Origin of the sequence: Saccharothrix ecbatanensis, assembly GCF_014205015.1 — a bacterium.
GTDB classification, from domain to species: domain Bacteria; phylum Actinomycetota; class Actinomycetes; order Mycobacteriales; family Pseudonocardiaceae; genus Actinosynnema; species Actinosynnema ecbatanense.
Genome location: NZ_JACHMO010000001.1, coordinates 2313121 through 2328355 on the forward strand (window position 1 = coordinate 2313121; position 15235 = coordinate 2328355).

Below are 15235 nucleotides of genomic sequence, written 5' to 3' on the forward strand. Positions count from 1 at the left end.
CCGGGTGCTGATCTTCGTCAACGGCTGGAACATGGGCCAGTACCTGAACGGCGTCGGCCCGCAGCGGGAGTTCGTGCTGCCGGCCGGTGTGCTGCGCGACCACAACACGCTCACCTTCGCCGTGATCGCGACCGAGGCGGCGCAGGGTGATCCGGGACCGGTGCGCCTGGTGACCCTAGGCAACCGCCGGACCGGTGCTGCTCCGGACCGTTAGCCGGGGCGGGAGCAACCGGACCTCGGGTTCGGCCAGGCCGTCGAGTTGGCGCATCGCCAGCTCGACGGCCAGCGCGCCCAGCTCGGTGGCCGGGATGTCCACCGAGGACAGCGGAACGGATTGCGCCTCGGCCAGGTCTGGCGGGCAGACCGCGAGCACGGAGATGTCCTCCGGCACCAGCCTGCCCCGCCGGGCCAGTTCGGACAGCAGCGGGCCGAGGATGGCCTCGTTGTGCACCACCAGACCGGTGGCCGGACGGGGTCGGGCGAGCAGGTCGTCCAGGACCGCGCGGAGGCCGTCGTAGCTGGGCACGCAGGCCAGCGTGGCGGCGTCGACGCCGCGGTCGGCGGCCGTCTCCTGGAACCCGCGCAGGAACCGGCCCGCGTAGCTCGTGCCGCGCTCGTAGACGGCGGGGGACGGGCCGATGAGGGCGATGTCCCGGTGGCCGAGGTCGGCAAGGTGGGTGACGCACTCCGCGCCCGCCGCGGTGAAGTCCAGGTCGACGCAGGCCAGCCCCTGCGGGTCGTCCGGCACGCCGATCAGCACCGCGGGCCGGGCCAGCGACGTCAGCACCGGGACCCGCGGTTCGGCCGCTTCGACGTCCATCACGATGATCGCGTCGGCGAGGGAGGAGGCCGCCACCCGGTGCAGGCCGTCGGCGCCTTCGTCGGCGGTCACCAGGAGCACGTCGTGGTCGTAGCGGCGGGCCTCGGCGACGGTGCCCGTCACGAACTGCATGACCACCGGGACGTTCAGGTCGGTGCGCAGCGGCACGACGAGGGCGAGCACGTTCGAGCGGCTGCTCGCCAGTGCCCGCGCGCCCGCGTTCGGGTGGTAGCCGAGCTTGCGGATGCTGTGGTGCACCCGGCGCCTGGTCGACTCCGAGATCGAGCGCTTCCCGGACAGCACGTACGACACGGTGCTGGGTGAAACACCCGCCGCGCGTGCGACGTCGGCGATGGTGACCATCGAACGATCATAATGCGTCCCACGCGGCGGACCGGATGGAGGTCCACAGTGGACCAGCGAGAAAGCGCTTTCCAGACCACTTGACGTGACCCGGCCGGATGCTGAATCTTGAGTGGTTCTGATCGAACATGGAGGTTCGGTATGCCGCGCCTGCGCGCTTTAGCTACGATCCTGTTCGTTCTAGGTGCTTCGGTGGTCAGCGTCAGCTCCGGCGCGGCTTCGGCCGCCGGACCACCGGGCGACCTCTACTCGTACCTCGAGGATCCGGGCATGGTCGCCGAGGGGCAGGAGCGGGCGCACGCCTACCTCCGCCCGTACGCCGACGTCGACTCGGCCGTCCGCCGTGACGAGAACTCGCCCTACACGCGGTCGTTGGACGGCACGTGGCGGATCGCGATGGCCAAGCTGCCGGAGGAGGTCCCGGCCGGCTTCCACGCCGACGGCTACGACACGTCGGAGTGGCGCGAGGTCTCGGTGCCGCACACCTGGCAGACCGACGGCCTGGACCACCCGATCTTCCGCAACATCGCCACCGAGATCCAGCCGGACGACCCGCCCCGCGTGCCGCGCGACATCAACCCGACCGGCGCGTACACGCGTGACTTCGACCTGCCCGCCGACTGGGCGGACCGCAGCACGTTCCTCCGCTTCGAAGGCGTCACCTCCGGCTACTTCGTCTGGGTCAACGGCGAGTACATCGGCTACGACCAGGGCGGCTACACGCCGGCGGAGTTCGACATCTCGACAGCGCTGCGGCCGGGCAAGAACCGCGTCGCCGTGCAGGTGCACCGCTGGAGCGCGGGCGCGTACCTGGAGGACGTCGACCAGTGGCGGTACTCGGGCATCTTCCGCTCGGTCCGCCTGCACTCGACGCCCGCCACCCACGTGAGCGACGTGACGCTGCGGACCGACCTCGACGCCACCTACACCGACGCGACCCTTTCGGCCGCCGTCGAAGTCCTCCGCAAGCCCGGCGGCACGACCGGGACCCACCGCGTCACGGCGAGTCTGCGTAACGCCCGGGGCACCGAGATCGGGACGGTCGGCCAGGACGTGGAGGTGACCGACCAGGGCGGCCAGGTCCAGTTGACGTTGCCGGTGCGCGACCCGGCGAAGTGGACCGACGAGACCCCGAACCTGCACACCGTCGTGTTCACCCTGACCGACCCGGACGGCCGCACCACCCACGTCACCAGCGAGACCACCGGGTTCCGCGAGATCGAGATCCGCGACAAGCAGCTGCTGGTCAACGGAAAGCGCGTGCTGTTCAAAGGCGTGAACCGCGCGGAGACCGACCCCGAACACGGCCGGCACGTGCCGAGGGCGGCGCAGGAACGTGACGTGGCGCTGATGGAGCAGCTCAACGTCAACGCGGTGCGCACCTCGCACTACCCGTCCGACCCGTACTTCTACGAACTGGCCGACAAGCACGGGCTGTGGATCGCCGACGAGGTCGACATCGAGACCCACAACCACGAGAACTGCAACAACTGGTGCCAGGCGGACCAACCCGAGTGGCGTGCGGCGTTCCTGGACCGCTTCACCGCGATGGTCGAGCGGGACAAGAACCACCCGAGCGTCTTCCTGTGGGACACCGGCAACGAGGCCGGACTGGGCGCGCACCACTACGCGATGGCCGAGTGGCTCGACGCGAACGAGCCGACCCGGCCCAAGTACCACCAGTCCAACAACCCCGACGGAGACGCGCCGTTCGCCGACGTGTGGGGTCCGCGCTACCCGTCGCCTGAGCGGTTCGAGGAGCAGGCGAAGAGCACCACGAAGCCGTTGATCTTCGGCGAGTACGCGCACGCGATGGGCAACAGCCTCGGCAACTTCCGCGAGTTCTGGGACACCATCCGGGCGAACCCGGCGACCCAGGGCGGTTTCATCTGGGACTGGGCCGAGGGCAGCATCCGGCAGAAGGTGCGCATCCTGCCCGACTCCTCGGGCAACGACATCTCCGCGCACATGACTGGAGCGCCCGAGCTGGTCGACGGCCACCGCGGCAAGGCGCTGTTCATGTCCGGCCTGGACGACTTCGTGGAGGTCTACCGCGACCGGAAGCTCGACATCACCGGCAAGACGCTCACGCTGGACGCGTGGGTCAAACCGGCCCGGTGGAGCGGTGACTTCCGCATCGTCGGCAAGGGCGATCATCAATACGCGCTCAAGCTGAAGTCCGCGAACACGCTCGAGTTCTTCATCCACAGCGGCACTTGGCACGCGGTCCAGGCCACCGTGCCGAGCGACTTCTACGGCAACTGGCACCGGGTCAGCGGCACGTACGACGGCACCGCGCTGCGGCTCTACATCGACGGCCGCGAGGTCGCGAGCACGCCGTTCACCGGCGCGATCGACCCGTCGTCGGCCGAGGTCAACATCGGGCGGGACTTCGAGACGTCCTGGAACGACCCCAGCAAGGTCGGGCGGATGGCGCACGGCGCCGTGGACGACGTCCGGATCTACGACCGCACCCTCACCCCGGCCGAGCTGAACGCGGCGGAACCCGTCGGCGGCGCGGTGCTGGCGCTCGACTTCGACCGCGTGGAGGAGCGCGGCACGCACCTGTCCTACGGTTCCAGCCTGTCCGGCCTCGACGGTCTGATCAGCCCGGACCGCGACGCCCAGCCCGAGACCGCCCAGATGGCGTGGGCGCACCAGCCGCTGCGGTTCGGCTACCAGGACGGCGTGCTGTCGGTGCTGAACGAACGGCAGTTCAGCGGCACGGACGGCCTCGCGCTGCGGTGGAAGGTCACCGAAGGCTCACGGGTCGTGGCGAAGGGGGAGCAGCCGTTGCGGGTGGCGGCGAACTCGACCGGCACGATCCGGGTGCCCGCGCCGACCAACCCGGCCGACCGCGAGCGGTTCCTCACGGTCGAGGCCTTCACCACGTCGAAGCAGCCGATGGTCCCCGCCGGGCACGTGCTGGCGCACGACCAGTTCTCCTTGGGCGGTACCAAGGTGCCGGGCCTCGACCAGGCTCCCAAGGGTGGCAGGGCTTCGGTCACGGCCGACACGTCGAGTGCCGTGACGGCGGCGGCCGAGGGCGTCAGCTACACCGTGGACAAGAAGACCGGTTCGTTGTCGTCGATCAAGGTCCGCGATCGGGAGTTGCTGAGCAGCGGGCCGGAGCTGGACGCGTGGCGCGCGCCGATCAGCAACGAGACCTTCAAGTGGGGACGTGCGGAGGGTGAGGACTGGCGCAAGGTCGGGTTGGACCGGCTCGCCACCACCGTCACCGACGTCCGCGTCGAGCCGGCGCCGTCCGGTGTCCGCGTGGTCGTGGACAGCCGGGTGGCCGCGCCGGACGTCACAGGTGCGTGGTTCGACCAGACGATGACCTACACGGTCGAACGCGGCGGTGTGCTGAACCTCGGGCACAAGGTCACGCCGCAGGGCGCCATGCGCACGTTGCCGTACCTGCCGCGCATCGGCGTCTCGCTGGCCGTGCCGGACAGCTACGACCGGTTCGCCTGGTACGGGCGGAAGGCCGAGAGCTACGTCGACCGCAAGGACGGCACGCCGATCGGCGTCCACTCGTCCACGGTGGACGAGCAGTACGTCGACTACCACCGGCCGCAGGACTACGGCAACCACACGGATTCGCGGTGGGCGCTGTTGACCGACGGCAGCACCGGCGGCCTGCTGGTGGCCGGTGCGCGGGACGTCAGCGTGACGCCGTACGACGACCTGGACCGGGCCGCGTACCCGTTCCAACTCCAGCGCAACAAGGGCTGGGTGACGCTGCACGCGAGCCACGCCGTGACGGGTGTCGGCGACACACCGAACCCGGTGCGGCAACGGAGCCAGGTCCGACCGGACACCACCTACGAGTACACGCTCAGCCTCCGGCCGTTGACCATCCAGGAGGCCCGTTCGGGGATGCCCTCCGGCGGATGATCGCCGCCTGACGGTCATGGGGCCACTCCGCGCGGGGTGGCCCCATGACCGCGCTCAACCTCCGCCGCTCACATTTCGGCGCTGTGAGCCGCCACGTTGACCGTCAGCCGGCGCAGCGAGTCGCGCAACCGGTCCAACTCCGCCTCCGGCATGCCCATGGCGTCGCCGATCGCGATCGGGATGTGGCGGGTCGACTCGCGCAACGCCCGTCCCTCGTCGGTCAGACCGACTTCGACGGACCGCTCGTCGTCCAACCGGCGGCGACGCGTGACCAGGCCCGCCGCCTCCAGCCGCTTGAGCAGCGGGGTCAGGGTGCCGTAGTCCAGTTGCAGGTGGTCGCCGAGTTCCTTGACCGAGATCGACCCGTGCTGCCAGAGCACGAGCATCACCAGGTACTGCGGGTACGTGAGGTTCAGCGCCTGCAACAGGGGCCGGTAGGCGGACGTGACCGCGCGCGACGCGGCGTAGAGCGCGAAGCACACCATGTCGTCGACGGTCGACACCGCTTTGTCCGGGTCCATCCCCATGGCAACCACTCCTCACCGACCGGTTGTTCCCCGTTCGCCATGATGCCATGCGTGCCATTGGTCACGCTCAAAGTAAGTTGTGCACAAGTTAGTTGCGCACTAGCTTTATCGACATCAGCCCGCACGGAACGAGGAGAACACGATGACCAGCAACAACAACCCCACAGTCGTCCTGGTGCACGGCGCGTTCGCGGACGGCTCCAGCTGGGCCGGGGTGATCGACCGGCTGCGGGCGCGTGGCGTCGAGGCGGTCGCGGTGAGCAACCCGCTGCGCGGCTTGGCGCACGACGGCGACTACGTGGCGAGCGTCGCGGGCCAGATCGACGGGCCGGTCGTCCTGGTCGGGCACTCCTACGGCGGACCGGTCATCACGCACGCCGGTTCCAAGACCCCGAACGCGAAGGCGCTGGTCTACGTGGCGGCGTTCGGCATCGACCAAGGTGAGAGCGCGCTGGGTTCGGTCGAGAGCTTCCCGCCGGTGGACCTCGGCACGTCACTGGTGCAGCAGACGTTCCCCGACGGCGAGAGCGTCGAGGTCGAGTTCACCATCCGCCGTGACGCGTTCGCCGGGGTGTTCGCCGCCGACCTGCCCGCCGACTTCACCGCGACCGCCGCCGCCAGCCAGCGTCCGATCGCAGCGCGGGCGCTAGGCGAGCCCTTGACTGTCGAGCCGGCCTGGAAGACCCTGCCCTCTTGGTTCTTGGTGGCAACGGCCGACAACGCCATCCACCCCGACTCCCAGCGCGCCGCCGCCAAGCGCCTGGACGCCACCACAGTCGAGGTAGACGCCTCGCACGCAGTAGCAGTGTCCCGCCCCGACGAGGTAGCAAACCTGATCCTCGCCGCCGTCAACTCCCTAACCTGACACCCCCGCCCCAACCCCCGCCCCTGACACCCCCGCCCCTGACACCCCCCGCTCAACGCAACCACCCCGCGAGGTCGCGTCGGTCGTTCGTGACCCATTTTCCGGCGATCACGCCCTTCGATCGTCGGAAAATGGGTCACGAGCGGCCGACTTCCAGGCGACCGAGCCCGCGACGCCGGAGGCGGCGCAATCCAATACAGCGGCGCCATCCAACACAGCGCAAGCTTGTGTCGGAGGTGGTGCGGGTGTTGCGGCTGCCGTTCGCGGTGCACGACGAGGTGCGCGCGGAGTTCGAGCGACGCTGGTCGCGGGCGCGGCCTTCGCTGCTGGGTTTCCTCGCGCCACCGGTGGTCAGCCTGGTGGTCGCCCTCGTCGCCCCGTGGTCCGGCGCCGCGCTGCTGGGCTGGCCAGTCCTGGTGATCGGCGTCGCCGTGCCGGTGTGGTTCCTGGTCCGGAAGGTCTACCTGCACCGGACGAGCTGGTGGGCGGGCGTCGTCATGTACGGCGGGGTGGTGCAGGCGCTCGGGGTCGGGTTCCTCACCGCGAGACCGCTGCTGGTCGTGCCCACGGTCGTGGCGGCGGCGATCGGTGTGCTGCTGGTGGTCCGGGCGAAGGCCGTGCTGCTGGACGAGGTCGGCTGCGCGATCGCCGGGACGACGCTCGGCGTGCGGAGCGCGTCGCGGCAGGTCCGCAGCCCCACCGGCCACCTGGTGCCGGCCCACGCGGTGTTCGACGGCGAATGGCTGCGCTGGCACGTGTCCACCGGGTCGTCCCACCCGGACACGTTCGGCGGCGAACTCCCGATGGCCGAGATCATCGACGTGTGGGTGGCCGAGGCGAGCGGCGAGCCCGGCGGTCCGGTGGTCGTCGTGCGGACGCATGAACGGACCGTGGAACTGGTCGTCGGGCACCCGCACGACTTCGCCACCGTCCTCGATCGCCGGGTGCGGCTCCTCGGGCAACCGGGCTGGTCTTGACCTGGCCGGCCCTGAGGCCACGGATCGTCGTCGCGTGACGTCCGCCGTTGTTACTCGTTGGTCAGGAAAGACGTTCGACGACGGAAGGGGCAGCGGCCATGGCGACCGAGCGGTTGCGGCTTGAGGACGGCACGGAGCTGAACGTGGCACACAGCGGCCCCTCCGACGCCGAGGTGACCGTGGTGCTCGCGCACGGCTACGCGCTGGACCACCGCAGCTGGCACCGGGTGGTGGCGGCGCTGCCGGACTCCGTGCGGGTGATCGCCTACGACCACCGCGGGCACGGCGGGTCGTCGCCGGCGGACAAGGAGACCGCGACGATCGAGCGGTTGGGCGAGGACCTCGGCGAACTCGTCGAACGGCTGGCGCCCGACGGGCGGGTGATCCTCGCCGGTCACGCGATGGGCGGGATGGCCGTGATGGCGATGGCCGAGCGCCGTCCCCGCCTGTACCGGCAGCGGGTGGCGGGGGTGGTGTTCGTGTCGACCGCCGCGACGGGGTTGGCGGAGACGTCGTTGGCCTGGCCCAAGGCGTTGGGGAAGCTCGTCCGCGAGCTGGAACGGGCGTTCGGGCCGTTGGTGCGGGCGGTGCGGGAGAAGATCGAGCCGACGAAGACGGCCGGGTTGCGCTGGTGGCTGTTCGGCGACGAGCCGCGCCAGGAGGACGTGGACCTGACCGCGGACATGGTGTGGGCGCACTGGCCGGAGACGGTCGCGTTGTTCCGGCCGGCGGTGGACCGGTACGACCGCGAGGCAGCCCTCACCGTCGCGGGCGAACGGCCGGTGATCGCGATGGTCGGCGACGAGGACCGGCTCGTGCCCGAGTCGAACGCCAAGGCGCTGGCCACGGCGGTCGGCGGCGAGTCGGTGGTGGTGGAGGACGCGGGCCACATGCTTCCGTTGGAAGCGCCGACCGAGGTGGCGGCTCGGATCATGGAACTTGGCGTCTAGAGCCCGGCGGCCGAGCACGGCCGCCGGGCATCCGGTTCATGGCTTGCGGCCACGCCGCCCGCTGGTCGTTCACCTCGACGACGGCGTGGTCCGGTAGCTCTCGGTGTAGTAGTCGCCGAGGCGCTGCCGGTAGTCGTCGGCGTCGAACGTGTCCGCGTCGTACTCCGGCGCCTCCCGCACCTGGTCCTTGGTGCGGTCGACGTGCACCTTCTTGGCGTCGTGGTCGACCTTGACGACGGCGCCGACCGGCAGCACGACCTTCAAGCGCGACAGCCACGTGCCCGCGTCGACCAGCAGGCAGTCGGCGGGCACGCGGGCGTTGGACTGGTCGACCTCGCCGATCGAGCCGTCCAGCGCCTCGACCTCGTACCCGATCAGGCCGATGTCCGGGCGGTCCTGCCGCCCGGCCGACTCGGTCGCCTCGTCGGCCTCGGGGGAGTCGGTGTCGCGCCGGTCGAGCGTTTCCGCGACGTTGCGCCAGACCCACGGCGCGAAGGGGATGGGGAGCGGCTGCATCTCGGCCTCCTTGGTCGGATGGACAACCTGGGAGTACCCGTTAGGAGGGCCTCCGAGTCCCCACGAGACAGGTGGCCCGCGCCCGTCGCTGCTCAGCAAGCAGATGCCCCGGAACCTCGGGTTCCGTCACTAGCGGGTTACGTGGTCCAGCGCCAGACCGATGGCGGCCGTCCGCCCTTCGGCAGGGCGGCGGCGTGCTGGGCGGTGCGTTCCAGCCCCGGCACCCGTTCCATGGTCCGCCCCAGGTTGGCCGGGTACGGACGGTCGCCGGTGAGGGATTCGGTCAGGTCCAGCGCCTGCGCGGTGGTGAACTCGCGGCCCAGCAGGCCGGCGGTGAACGTGGTGTCCCGCCAGAGCCGGTCGGCGAGCATCGGACGGCAGTCCCGGACGATGCGGTCGTGGTCGAACGCCAGCGGCGGCACGTCGTCCAGCTGGGTCCACGTCGGGCCGGCGCCGGTCAGCCGGGTGGCGTCGATCGTGGACCACAGCGCGATCGACAACGTCGGCCCGCGTGGATCACGGGACGGCTCGTCGAACGTCGCCAGCTGACCCGACGCCGAGATCGCCTCCTCGGGCACACCGAGCTTGCCGGTCACCGCACGTCGGGCCGCGTCACGCAGCCGCTCGCCCCGGCCCAGCAGCACACCGGGCAGGGCGAGCGCGCCCGCGAACGGTTCGAGCGCGCGTGGAGCGACACCGAGCAGCACAGTGCGCGCGTTCGGGTCGAAGCGCAGCGCCAGCACGTCCACCGACACGAGGGTCGACTCGATCATGCCCCAATCCTCCCGCACGTCACCGGGGGACCGGTGTCCGCACCGCGTAGGCCGCCCGGTCGGGGCCGGCGCCGGTCACGAGGACCGGCACGCCCAAGTCCTCTTCCAGCCACGCCACCGGGTCCGGCATGTCGACCAACGTCGGCGTGCGGCCGGAAAGGAACTCGGTCAGCCCCGAGGACGGCAGGGGAGCGTCGTACGAGGTGGCCACCTTGAGACCGTCGACGTCCAGGTGCGTCACGGCCAACGCGTCCACGCCACCGCACGCCTCCACCGCGTACCGCAGCAGCACGGCGTCGAGGTGCCCCGCCCGCCACGAGCCCTGGTACTCGCCGGTGCCGTTGTGGCGTTCAGGGAACCGTGCCAGCACGCCGTGATCCTCGGTCGGAAGCGGCCCCGCGCCGTGGCGGGTCTGGTAGGTCCTCGTCACGCCGATCACGGTGGCACGGCGGTGTCCCAGCAGGCTCCGGGCGTTGTCCGGCGTGACCGTGGACCACGTGGTGTGCGGGTGGAACCCGTGCCACTGGTCGAGCAGCACACCCTGCGCGCCCTCGAACACCAGCCGGCCACGATCGGCGAGCCGGCCGACCTCGTCACCGGTCGTGACGCGGACCGCCCCCGCGAAGTCCCGGTACAGCGCCACCAACTCGTCCACCGACGTGCCGGCGCCGATCAGCGGCTCGTAGAACCGGGCCAGCGCGTCGAGCTTCCCCCGCAGCACCGAGGGCCGGGCGCAGTCGCCGACCGTCGGAGCCGGCCCTGGAACACCGATCACCCGCTGGTTCTCCACCACGTCGCCCGGGACCGCGCCCGCGAGCAGCGCGTACCAGGCGGTCTCACCGATGCCCTTCCCGCACGACCCGTGCCGACCATCACCGCGGGCGTCCTCCCGCGCCCGGTTCGCGGCCACGTGGATCGGGGTGGTGAGCAGGGCGTCGGCGTCGATCGACAGCAGCCGGAGGGGGTCGGCGACACCGAGTGCCGCCAACTCCTCCGACTCGCCGGCCAGGGCGATCGGCTCCACCAGCACGTGCCGGGAGAGGTGGGTCGGCACGCCCGCGAGCGTGCCGGACCCGAACTGGCTGAACGTGTGGTGCCGGTCGCCGACGACCACGTTGTGCGCGGCCTGCGCACCGCCGTTGAACCGGACCACAGACGTCACCGCGCCGCCCTGAGCCGCGCCGCCTTGCGCCAGACCGTCTTGCGCCAGACCGCCCCGCGCTGTGCCGTCCTGGCACAGCGCGTCGACGACCGCTCCCTTGCCCTCGTCGCCGAACCCCAGACCCACGACGATGATGTGCTCCGCCATCAGGTCAGCGCCACGTCGTCGGGACCGTCGAGCATCGGGGGAGTGGCCGACTTGGTCAGCCCCCTCCCACCCGCGTGGACGAGCGCCTTGCCGACCGACTCGCTCTCCGCCACCGACCCGATCTCGGCCAGGTCCACCATCGCCTGGTCCAGGTCGACCACCCGCTCCTCCATCCCGATCGTGGCGGCGATCAGCTCGCACACCGCGCCCGGGTCGTCCAGCTTGAGGAAGTTCTGGCCGAGCAGGTCACGCCAGTGGTCGGCGATCTGCGGGTCGTCGTAGTACGAGGACTGCTTGGGCAGCACGAAGTACACGTGCCACTTGCGGCTCAGCTCCTGGTACACCGACGCCGGGTCGATGTCCTCCCGAACGTCGTCCCCGATGAGCCGGCGGATGTGCTTGGCCTCCAGCCGCGGCTTGTTCAGCTCGTCGCCGATCAGGAACAGGTAGCCCTTGCGCCCGCGCTTCTGCCACGCGTCGGTCACCACGTGCCGGGCCACGAAGTAGGCCGCGAGCTCGTACGACTCGCTCTTCTGCCCGCCGCCGTTGCCCTCCAGGAAGATGGTGCGCAGCTGCTCGTCCATCCGGTTGTCCGACTCGAACTGCCCGACCTGGAGCGGCACGCGGTCGCTGTCCGCGTCACCGATGCCGCCGAACATCAGCTGCGGGTCCGTCAGGTAGCCCTTGCGCTGCAACAGGCCGTGCAGCTTGCCCAGCTTGCGCTGCATGATCTTCGGCACCTGGCCCATAGAGCCGGTGACGTCGAACAGCACCGCGATCGGCGTCGAGTCGGCGTGGTCGGGTGAGTCACGGCACTCGCGCGCCACCACGCCCTTCGGGTCGAGCGACGGGTCGGCCTTCCACTTGTCCCTCGGCTGCGACCGCAGCGTGGCGGTGTAGCCGAAGTCGTCGACGCCCTTGGCCGCGCGGAAGGTCCGGCCCGCCGCGTAGGCGTTGTCGTCCCACTTGCCGTGTCCCATGTCAAGCTCCTGTCCTGGGTAGCGCGAACGGGCGGAAGGTCCGTTCGCCGTAGAGTTCTTCGAGCAGGTCGTCGTACTCGGTGAGCAGGTCGGCGGTGTCGGGCCGTCGGTCCGGGTTGTCCTGCGTGCACCACCGCGCGAACGTGCGCTGTCGGGTTTCGTTGTCCGCCAGGAGGTCCAGCATCAGCATGTGTGCCATGTGGACGTCCGTGGCGGTGGTGACCGGTCGTCCGTCGTGGACTTCCGGCGGGTAGGCGATGGTCTTGTCGGTGGCCAGGAGCCGTTCGCCGGCCGTGACGCCGAACGTCCAGCCCGCGAGCACGATCCCGTGCTGCTCCGGGTGCACCAGCACGTTCGCCGGGGTGATCGCGCCGTGCACCAGTCCGATCTGGTGCGCGCCCGCGATCGCCCGCAGCAGCCTGCGGTGCATCCACGCGTAGTCACGCCCGTCCAGGCCTCCGGGGAACGCCCGGCGCACGTCCGCCAGCGTGACGAACCCGTCCACCAGCGGTTCGAGCACGGTGAAGGCGCGCTCGCCGCGACCCACGTCACCGGACTTGTCGACCAGGCGCGGGTAGTAGGGGCGGAGCCGGCGGTCGGTGAGCCGGTCGAGGCGGCGCAACGCGTCCCACTCGGCGTGCAGCAGCGGGTTGAGCGCCGGGTTCCGCACCACCTTGACCACGTGCGGGCCGTCGGTCCGGTAGACGTTGGCGACGCTGCCGACCGCGTGCCGGTCGGTGATCCGGTAGGTGGCGTGCGCGGTGCGCAGTTCGACCGGCGTCCCGTGCTGCCACTCGTGGTGCAGTCGGGTCAGCTCCGCCGACGCCGCGTGCGCCCTGGCGTCGTCCGCGCCGACCCGATCGGGGTGCAGCACGGTCGCCAACGCCCGGAACAGCCTCTGCGCCTCCTTCTTCCGGGTCGTGTCGAACGGACCGAACAGATCGGCCGGCGAGCCTGCCCGCTCGACTCGGTCGAGCGCTTCGTCCCTGGTGAACATAGTTTGAGTCTAGACGACTCAAACTGCTGGCGGGATGGAATAACGGTGTGTCCCCGGTCACGTCGGCTACCCGGCGGCGGCTTGGCGGTGCAGGCGGCTCACCGCCGCCATGCGCGCTACTCGTTGATGAGCTGCTCGCGCAGGATGTCCGCGTGTCCGCAGTGCTGAGCGAGCTCGCGCAACACGTGGAGGTACACCCAGCGAAGCGGGAGCGGGCCGCGTCGGTTGCCACGGACCGTGTCGTCCAGTCCCAAGGACGACGTCGCGCGGCGGGACGCTTCACATGCGGCGCGGTGTGCTTCCCGCACCGTGGCGATTGTGTCGTCGTCGTTGAGGATGAACGACTCGTCCGGTGTCGTGGGGATGCCGATCTCGGCGCGCGAGCGGCACGTGACGGCTTCGTTGAACCAGACCTTCTCCACGAAGGTCGCGTGCTTCACCAACCCCAGCAGCGTGGTCCGGGAGGGCACCAACGATCGGCGCGCTTGCTCCTCCGTGAGCCCGTCCAGGCAGCGGTTCAGCGCACCGCGGTGCTCGTCGAGGAACGCCTCGAACTGGGCTCGGACAGGCTGATCGACAACGTCGTCGGCGGACGCCTCTGGGGACACGTGCGAAGCATCCCAGACCGTCGTCCAGCGGACGAGGCTGTTTTCAGGTCCGGGCGATCGGCTGGGACGGGTCGCGGTGCAGGCCGGTCGCCGCCGCGAACGGCCGCCACGCGACGACGGTCACGCCCGTCACCACCACGACCGCGAACCAGAACGGTGTGGTGATGTCGAACTGCCGTGCCAGCACACCGCCGACCACCGCGCCCAAAGCCGACCCGCCGATGCTGAGCAGGAAGTAGGCGCTGCCGACCCGTCCGCGCAGCTCGTCGGGCACCTCGCGCTGCCGCACCGTATGGGTGATCACGTTCCACACCACCGCGTGAAAGCCGAACACGGCGAGCGTGGCGCCCGCGACCCACACGTTCCGGGCCAGCGCCAGCGCGAGGTGGGTGGCCGTCTCGATCACCAGCCCGATCCGCAACAGCGTGGTCGGCCCGAACCGGTCGATCAGCCGGTTCGCCAGGACCGTGCCGAGGATGCCGCCGATCGCGATGGTGCTGAGGAGCAGGCCGTACCACTTCCCGTCCAGGCCGAGCCGTTCACCGGCGTAGAGCACCAGGATGGACATCGCTCCGGTGAGCGTGAGGTTCATCAGGCACAGGCAGAGGGCGAGCGTCCGCAGCACCTCGTGCCGCCACAACCACTTCAGCCCCTCGCCGATCTCCACCCGCAGCGGTCGGCGTTCGGCGGGCACCTGCTTCGGCACGCCCCGCAGTGACGCGATCAGCAGCGCGGCGACCACGAACGTGACCGCGTCCAGCCCGAACGGCAGCGCGGCGGCGACCACGAACAGCGCGGCGCCGATCGGTGGCGCGGCGAACTGGTTCCCCAGGATGTGCGTGGCCATCAGGCGGGAGTTGGCCCGCGGCAGGTGTTCCTTCGACACCACGGCGGGGAGGATCGCGCCGGTGGCGTTGTCGGCGACCGTCTCGCCGATGCCGAGCAGGAACAGGCAGGCGTAGACGACCGGCACCGACGCCTGATCCGCCACGATGGCGACGGTGAGGAGCGCGACGACCCCGGCCCGGAACAGGTTCGCCGCGACGGCCAGCTTGCGCCGGTCCAGCCGGTCCACGATCGCGCCGCTGAGCAGCGAGAACAACAACCAGGGCAGCTGATGGGCGAACACCGCGCCCGCCACCAGCGCCGGGTCGTCGGTGAGCGAGGCCAGCAGCAGGGGCCCGGCGGCCGCCGTCATGCCGTCACCGATGTTCGACACCGCCGACGCGAGCCACAGCTTGCCGAAGTCGCGTCCGATCCTCGCCGTCATGGTGATGAACGCTAGCGAGCCGCCCGCGCGGGGGCACGTGGTTAAGCAATTCTTCGGATAGTCGAACATTGCTCACGGTATCCGCGGCACGACGTCCGGCGGCGCGACGGGCAGTGACCGAAGGTGGTGTGCCGATTACACTGCGCTCGAACACCATATCACGGCGATCTGCTCCGCAATGGCGTCCGATAGGCAGCGCCAATGGCAACTTCCGGTCACGTTAATACCGCCGGAGTCGTCCCGCAACGGCGAAGTAAACACTGGTTTGCGGGCCAGTCCGGCCGGGGTCGCCGCCCGCGCCGGCCGACCACCCCTACCGCCACCCCTAAGTGCGGAGTTACCTGTGGATACGTCCATGCGGAGCCCGACTCGCGGCCCAG

14 protein-coding genes are annotated in these 15235 nt (G+C 70.5%); 5 read left to right on the top strand and 9 right to left on the bottom strand.

Annotation, left to right across the window (positions count from 1 at the left end; translation table 11 throughout):
* Nucleotides 1-4 precede the first annotated feature (4 nt).
* Entirely contained in the window at nucleotides 5-214 is a 210-nt protein-coding gene (locus F4560_RS09880; RefSeq protein WP_376775282.1) for a beta galactosidase jelly roll domain-containing protein, read from the top strand.
* Here the strand turns inward: F4560_RS09880 and F4560_RS09885 are convergent.
* Nucleotides 176-1183, bottom strand: coding sequence for a LacI family DNA-binding transcriptional regulator (locus F4560_RS09885; protein WP_184918839.1), 1008 nt, complete (start codon nucleotides 1181-1183; stop codon nucleotides 176-178). The two genes, F4560_RS09880 and F4560_RS09885, sit on opposite strands and share 39 nt — an antisense overlap.
* A 192-nt stretch (nucleotides 1184-1375) precedes the next feature.
* Here F4560_RS09885 and F4560_RS09890 point away from each other — a divergent pair, with 192 nt between their 5' ends.
* Nucleotides 1376-5083, top strand: coding sequence for a glycoside hydrolase family 2 TIM barrel-domain containing protein (locus F4560_RS09890; RefSeq protein WP_312868985.1), 3708 nt, complete (start codon nucleotides 1376-1378; stop codon nucleotides 5081-5083).
* A 68-nt stretch (nucleotides 5084-5151) separates the two neighbouring features.
* Here F4560_RS09890 and F4560_RS09895 read toward each other — a convergent pair whose 3' ends face one another.
* On the bottom strand, nucleotides 5152-5610 hold the full coding sequence (locus F4560_RS09895; RefSeq protein ID WP_184918843.1) for a MarR family winged helix-turn-helix transcriptional regulator: 459 nt from the start codon (nucleotides 5608-5610) through the stop codon (nucleotides 5152-5154).
* Nucleotides 5611-5752: 142 nt separating this feature from the next.
* Here F4560_RS09895 and F4560_RS09900 point away from each other — a divergent pair, with 142 nt between their 5' ends.
* From F4560_RS09900 to F4560_RS09910, 3 genes are all read left to right on the top strand, one after another.
* Nucleotides 5753-6475 carry an alpha/beta fold hydrolase gene (locus F4560_RS09900; RefSeq protein WP_184918845.1) on the top strand — a complete coding sequence of 241 codons (723 nt, stop codon included), beginning with the start codon at nucleotides 5753-5755 and terminating at the stop codon, nucleotides 6473-6475.
* A gap of 245 nt (nucleotides 6476-6720) precedes the next feature.
* Entirely contained in the window at nucleotides 6721-7452 is a 732-nt protein-coding gene (locus F4560_RS09905) for a hypothetical protein (RefSeq protein WP_184918846.1), read from the top strand.
* A gap of 98 nt (nucleotides 7453-7550) precedes the next feature.
* Complete coding sequence (locus F4560_RS09910) at nucleotides 7551-8402, top strand: alpha/beta fold hydrolase (RefSeq protein WP_184918848.1); 852 nt, start codon at nucleotides 7551-7553, stop codon at nucleotides 8400-8402.
* A gap of 69 nt (nucleotides 8403-8471) precedes the next feature.
* Here the strand turns inward: F4560_RS09910 and F4560_RS09915 are convergent, their stop codons facing one another.
* The 7 genes from F4560_RS09915 to F4560_RS09945 all read right to left on the bottom strand — a co-directional run bounded on the left by F4560_RS09915 (nucleotide 8472) and on the right by F4560_RS09945 (nucleotide 14855).
* Nucleotides 8472-8918, bottom strand: coding sequence for a PRC-barrel domain containing protein (locus tag F4560_RS09915; protein ID WP_184918850.1), 447 nt, complete (start codon nucleotides 8916-8918; stop codon nucleotides 8472-8474).
* 137 nt (nucleotides 8919-9055) lie between these two features.
* Entirely contained in the window at nucleotides 9056-9691 is a 636-nt protein-coding gene (locus tag F4560_RS09920) for an NUDIX hydrolase (protein ID WP_184918852.1), read from the bottom strand.
* A 19-nt stretch (nucleotides 9692-9710) separates the two neighbouring features.
* Nucleotides 9711-11000: an adenylosuccinate synthetase gene (locus tag F4560_RS09925; RefSeq protein WP_184918854.1), complete on the bottom strand. Its 1290-nt coding sequence runs from the start codon at nucleotides 10998-11000 to the stop codon at nucleotides 9711-9713.
* The gene (locus F4560_RS09930) at nucleotides 11000-11980 is read right to left on the bottom strand and encodes a hypothetical protein (RefSeq protein ID WP_184918856.1); all 981 of its coding nucleotides are present in this window, start codon (nucleotides 11978-11980) and stop codon (nucleotides 11000-11002) included. Before F4560_RS09930 ends, F4560_RS09925 begins: the two co-directional genes overlap by 1 nt.
* Nucleotide 11981: 1 nt before the next feature.
* Nucleotides 11982-12977: a protein kinase family protein gene (locus F4560_RS09935; protein ID WP_184918858.1), complete on the bottom strand. Its 996-nt coding sequence runs from the start codon at nucleotides 12975-12977 to the stop codon at nucleotides 11982-11984.
* A 116-nt stretch (nucleotides 12978-13093) separates the two neighbouring features.
* Nucleotides 13094-13585, bottom strand: a complete 492-nt coding sequence (locus F4560_RS09940) for a DinB family protein (RefSeq protein ID WP_184918860.1) — start codon at nucleotides 13583-13585, stop codon at nucleotides 13094-13096.
* Nucleotides 13586-13628: 43 nt separating this feature from the next.
* Entirely contained in the window at nucleotides 13629-14855 is a 1227-nt protein-coding gene (locus F4560_RS09945) for an MFS transporter (RefSeq protein ID WP_184918862.1), read from the bottom strand.
* Nucleotides 14856-15235 lie beyond the last annotated feature (380 nt).

Bases quoted from the DNA above. Each gene is read 5' to 3' on its own strand.
- F4560_RS09910 (WP_184918848.1), top strand. From the start codon at position 7,551: ATGGCGACCGAGCGGTTGCGGCTTGAGGACGGCACGGAGCTGAACGTG.
- F4560_RS09895 (WP_184918843.1), bottom strand. From the start codon at position 5,610: ATGGGGATGGACCCGGACAAAGCGGTGTCGACCGTCGACGACATGGTG.
- F4560_RS09920 (WP_184918852.1), bottom strand. From the start codon at position 9,691: ATGATCGAGTCGACCCTCGTGTCGGTGGACGTGCTGGCGCTGCGCTTC.
- F4560_RS09900 (WP_184918845.1), top strand. From the start codon at position 5,753: ATGACCAGCAACAACAACCCCACAGTCGTCCTGGTGCACGGCGCGTTC.
- F4560_RS09930 (WP_184918856.1), bottom strand. From the start codon at position 11,980: ATGGGACACGGCAAGTGGGACGACAACGCCTACGCGGCGGGCCGGACC.
- F4560_RS09925 (WP_184918854.1), bottom strand. From the start codon at position 11,000: ATGGCGGAGCACATCATCGTCGTGGGTCTGGGGTTCGGCGACGAGGGC.
- F4560_RS09945 (WP_184918862.1), bottom strand. From the start codon at position 14,855: ATGACGGCGAGGATCGGACGCGACTTCGGCAAGCTGTGGCTCGCGTCG.
- F4560_RS09935 (WP_184918858.1), bottom strand. From the start codon at position 12,977: ATGTTCACCAGGGACGAAGCGCTCGACCGAGTCGAGCGGGCAGGCTCG.
- F4560_RS09915 (WP_184918850.1), bottom strand. From the start codon at position 8,918: ATGCAGCCGCTCCCCATCCCCTTCGCGCCGTGGGTCTGGCGCAACGTC.
- F4560_RS09885 (WP_184918839.1), bottom strand. From the start codon at position 1,183: ATGGTCACCATCGCCGACGTCGCACGCGCGGCGGGTGTTTCACCCAGC.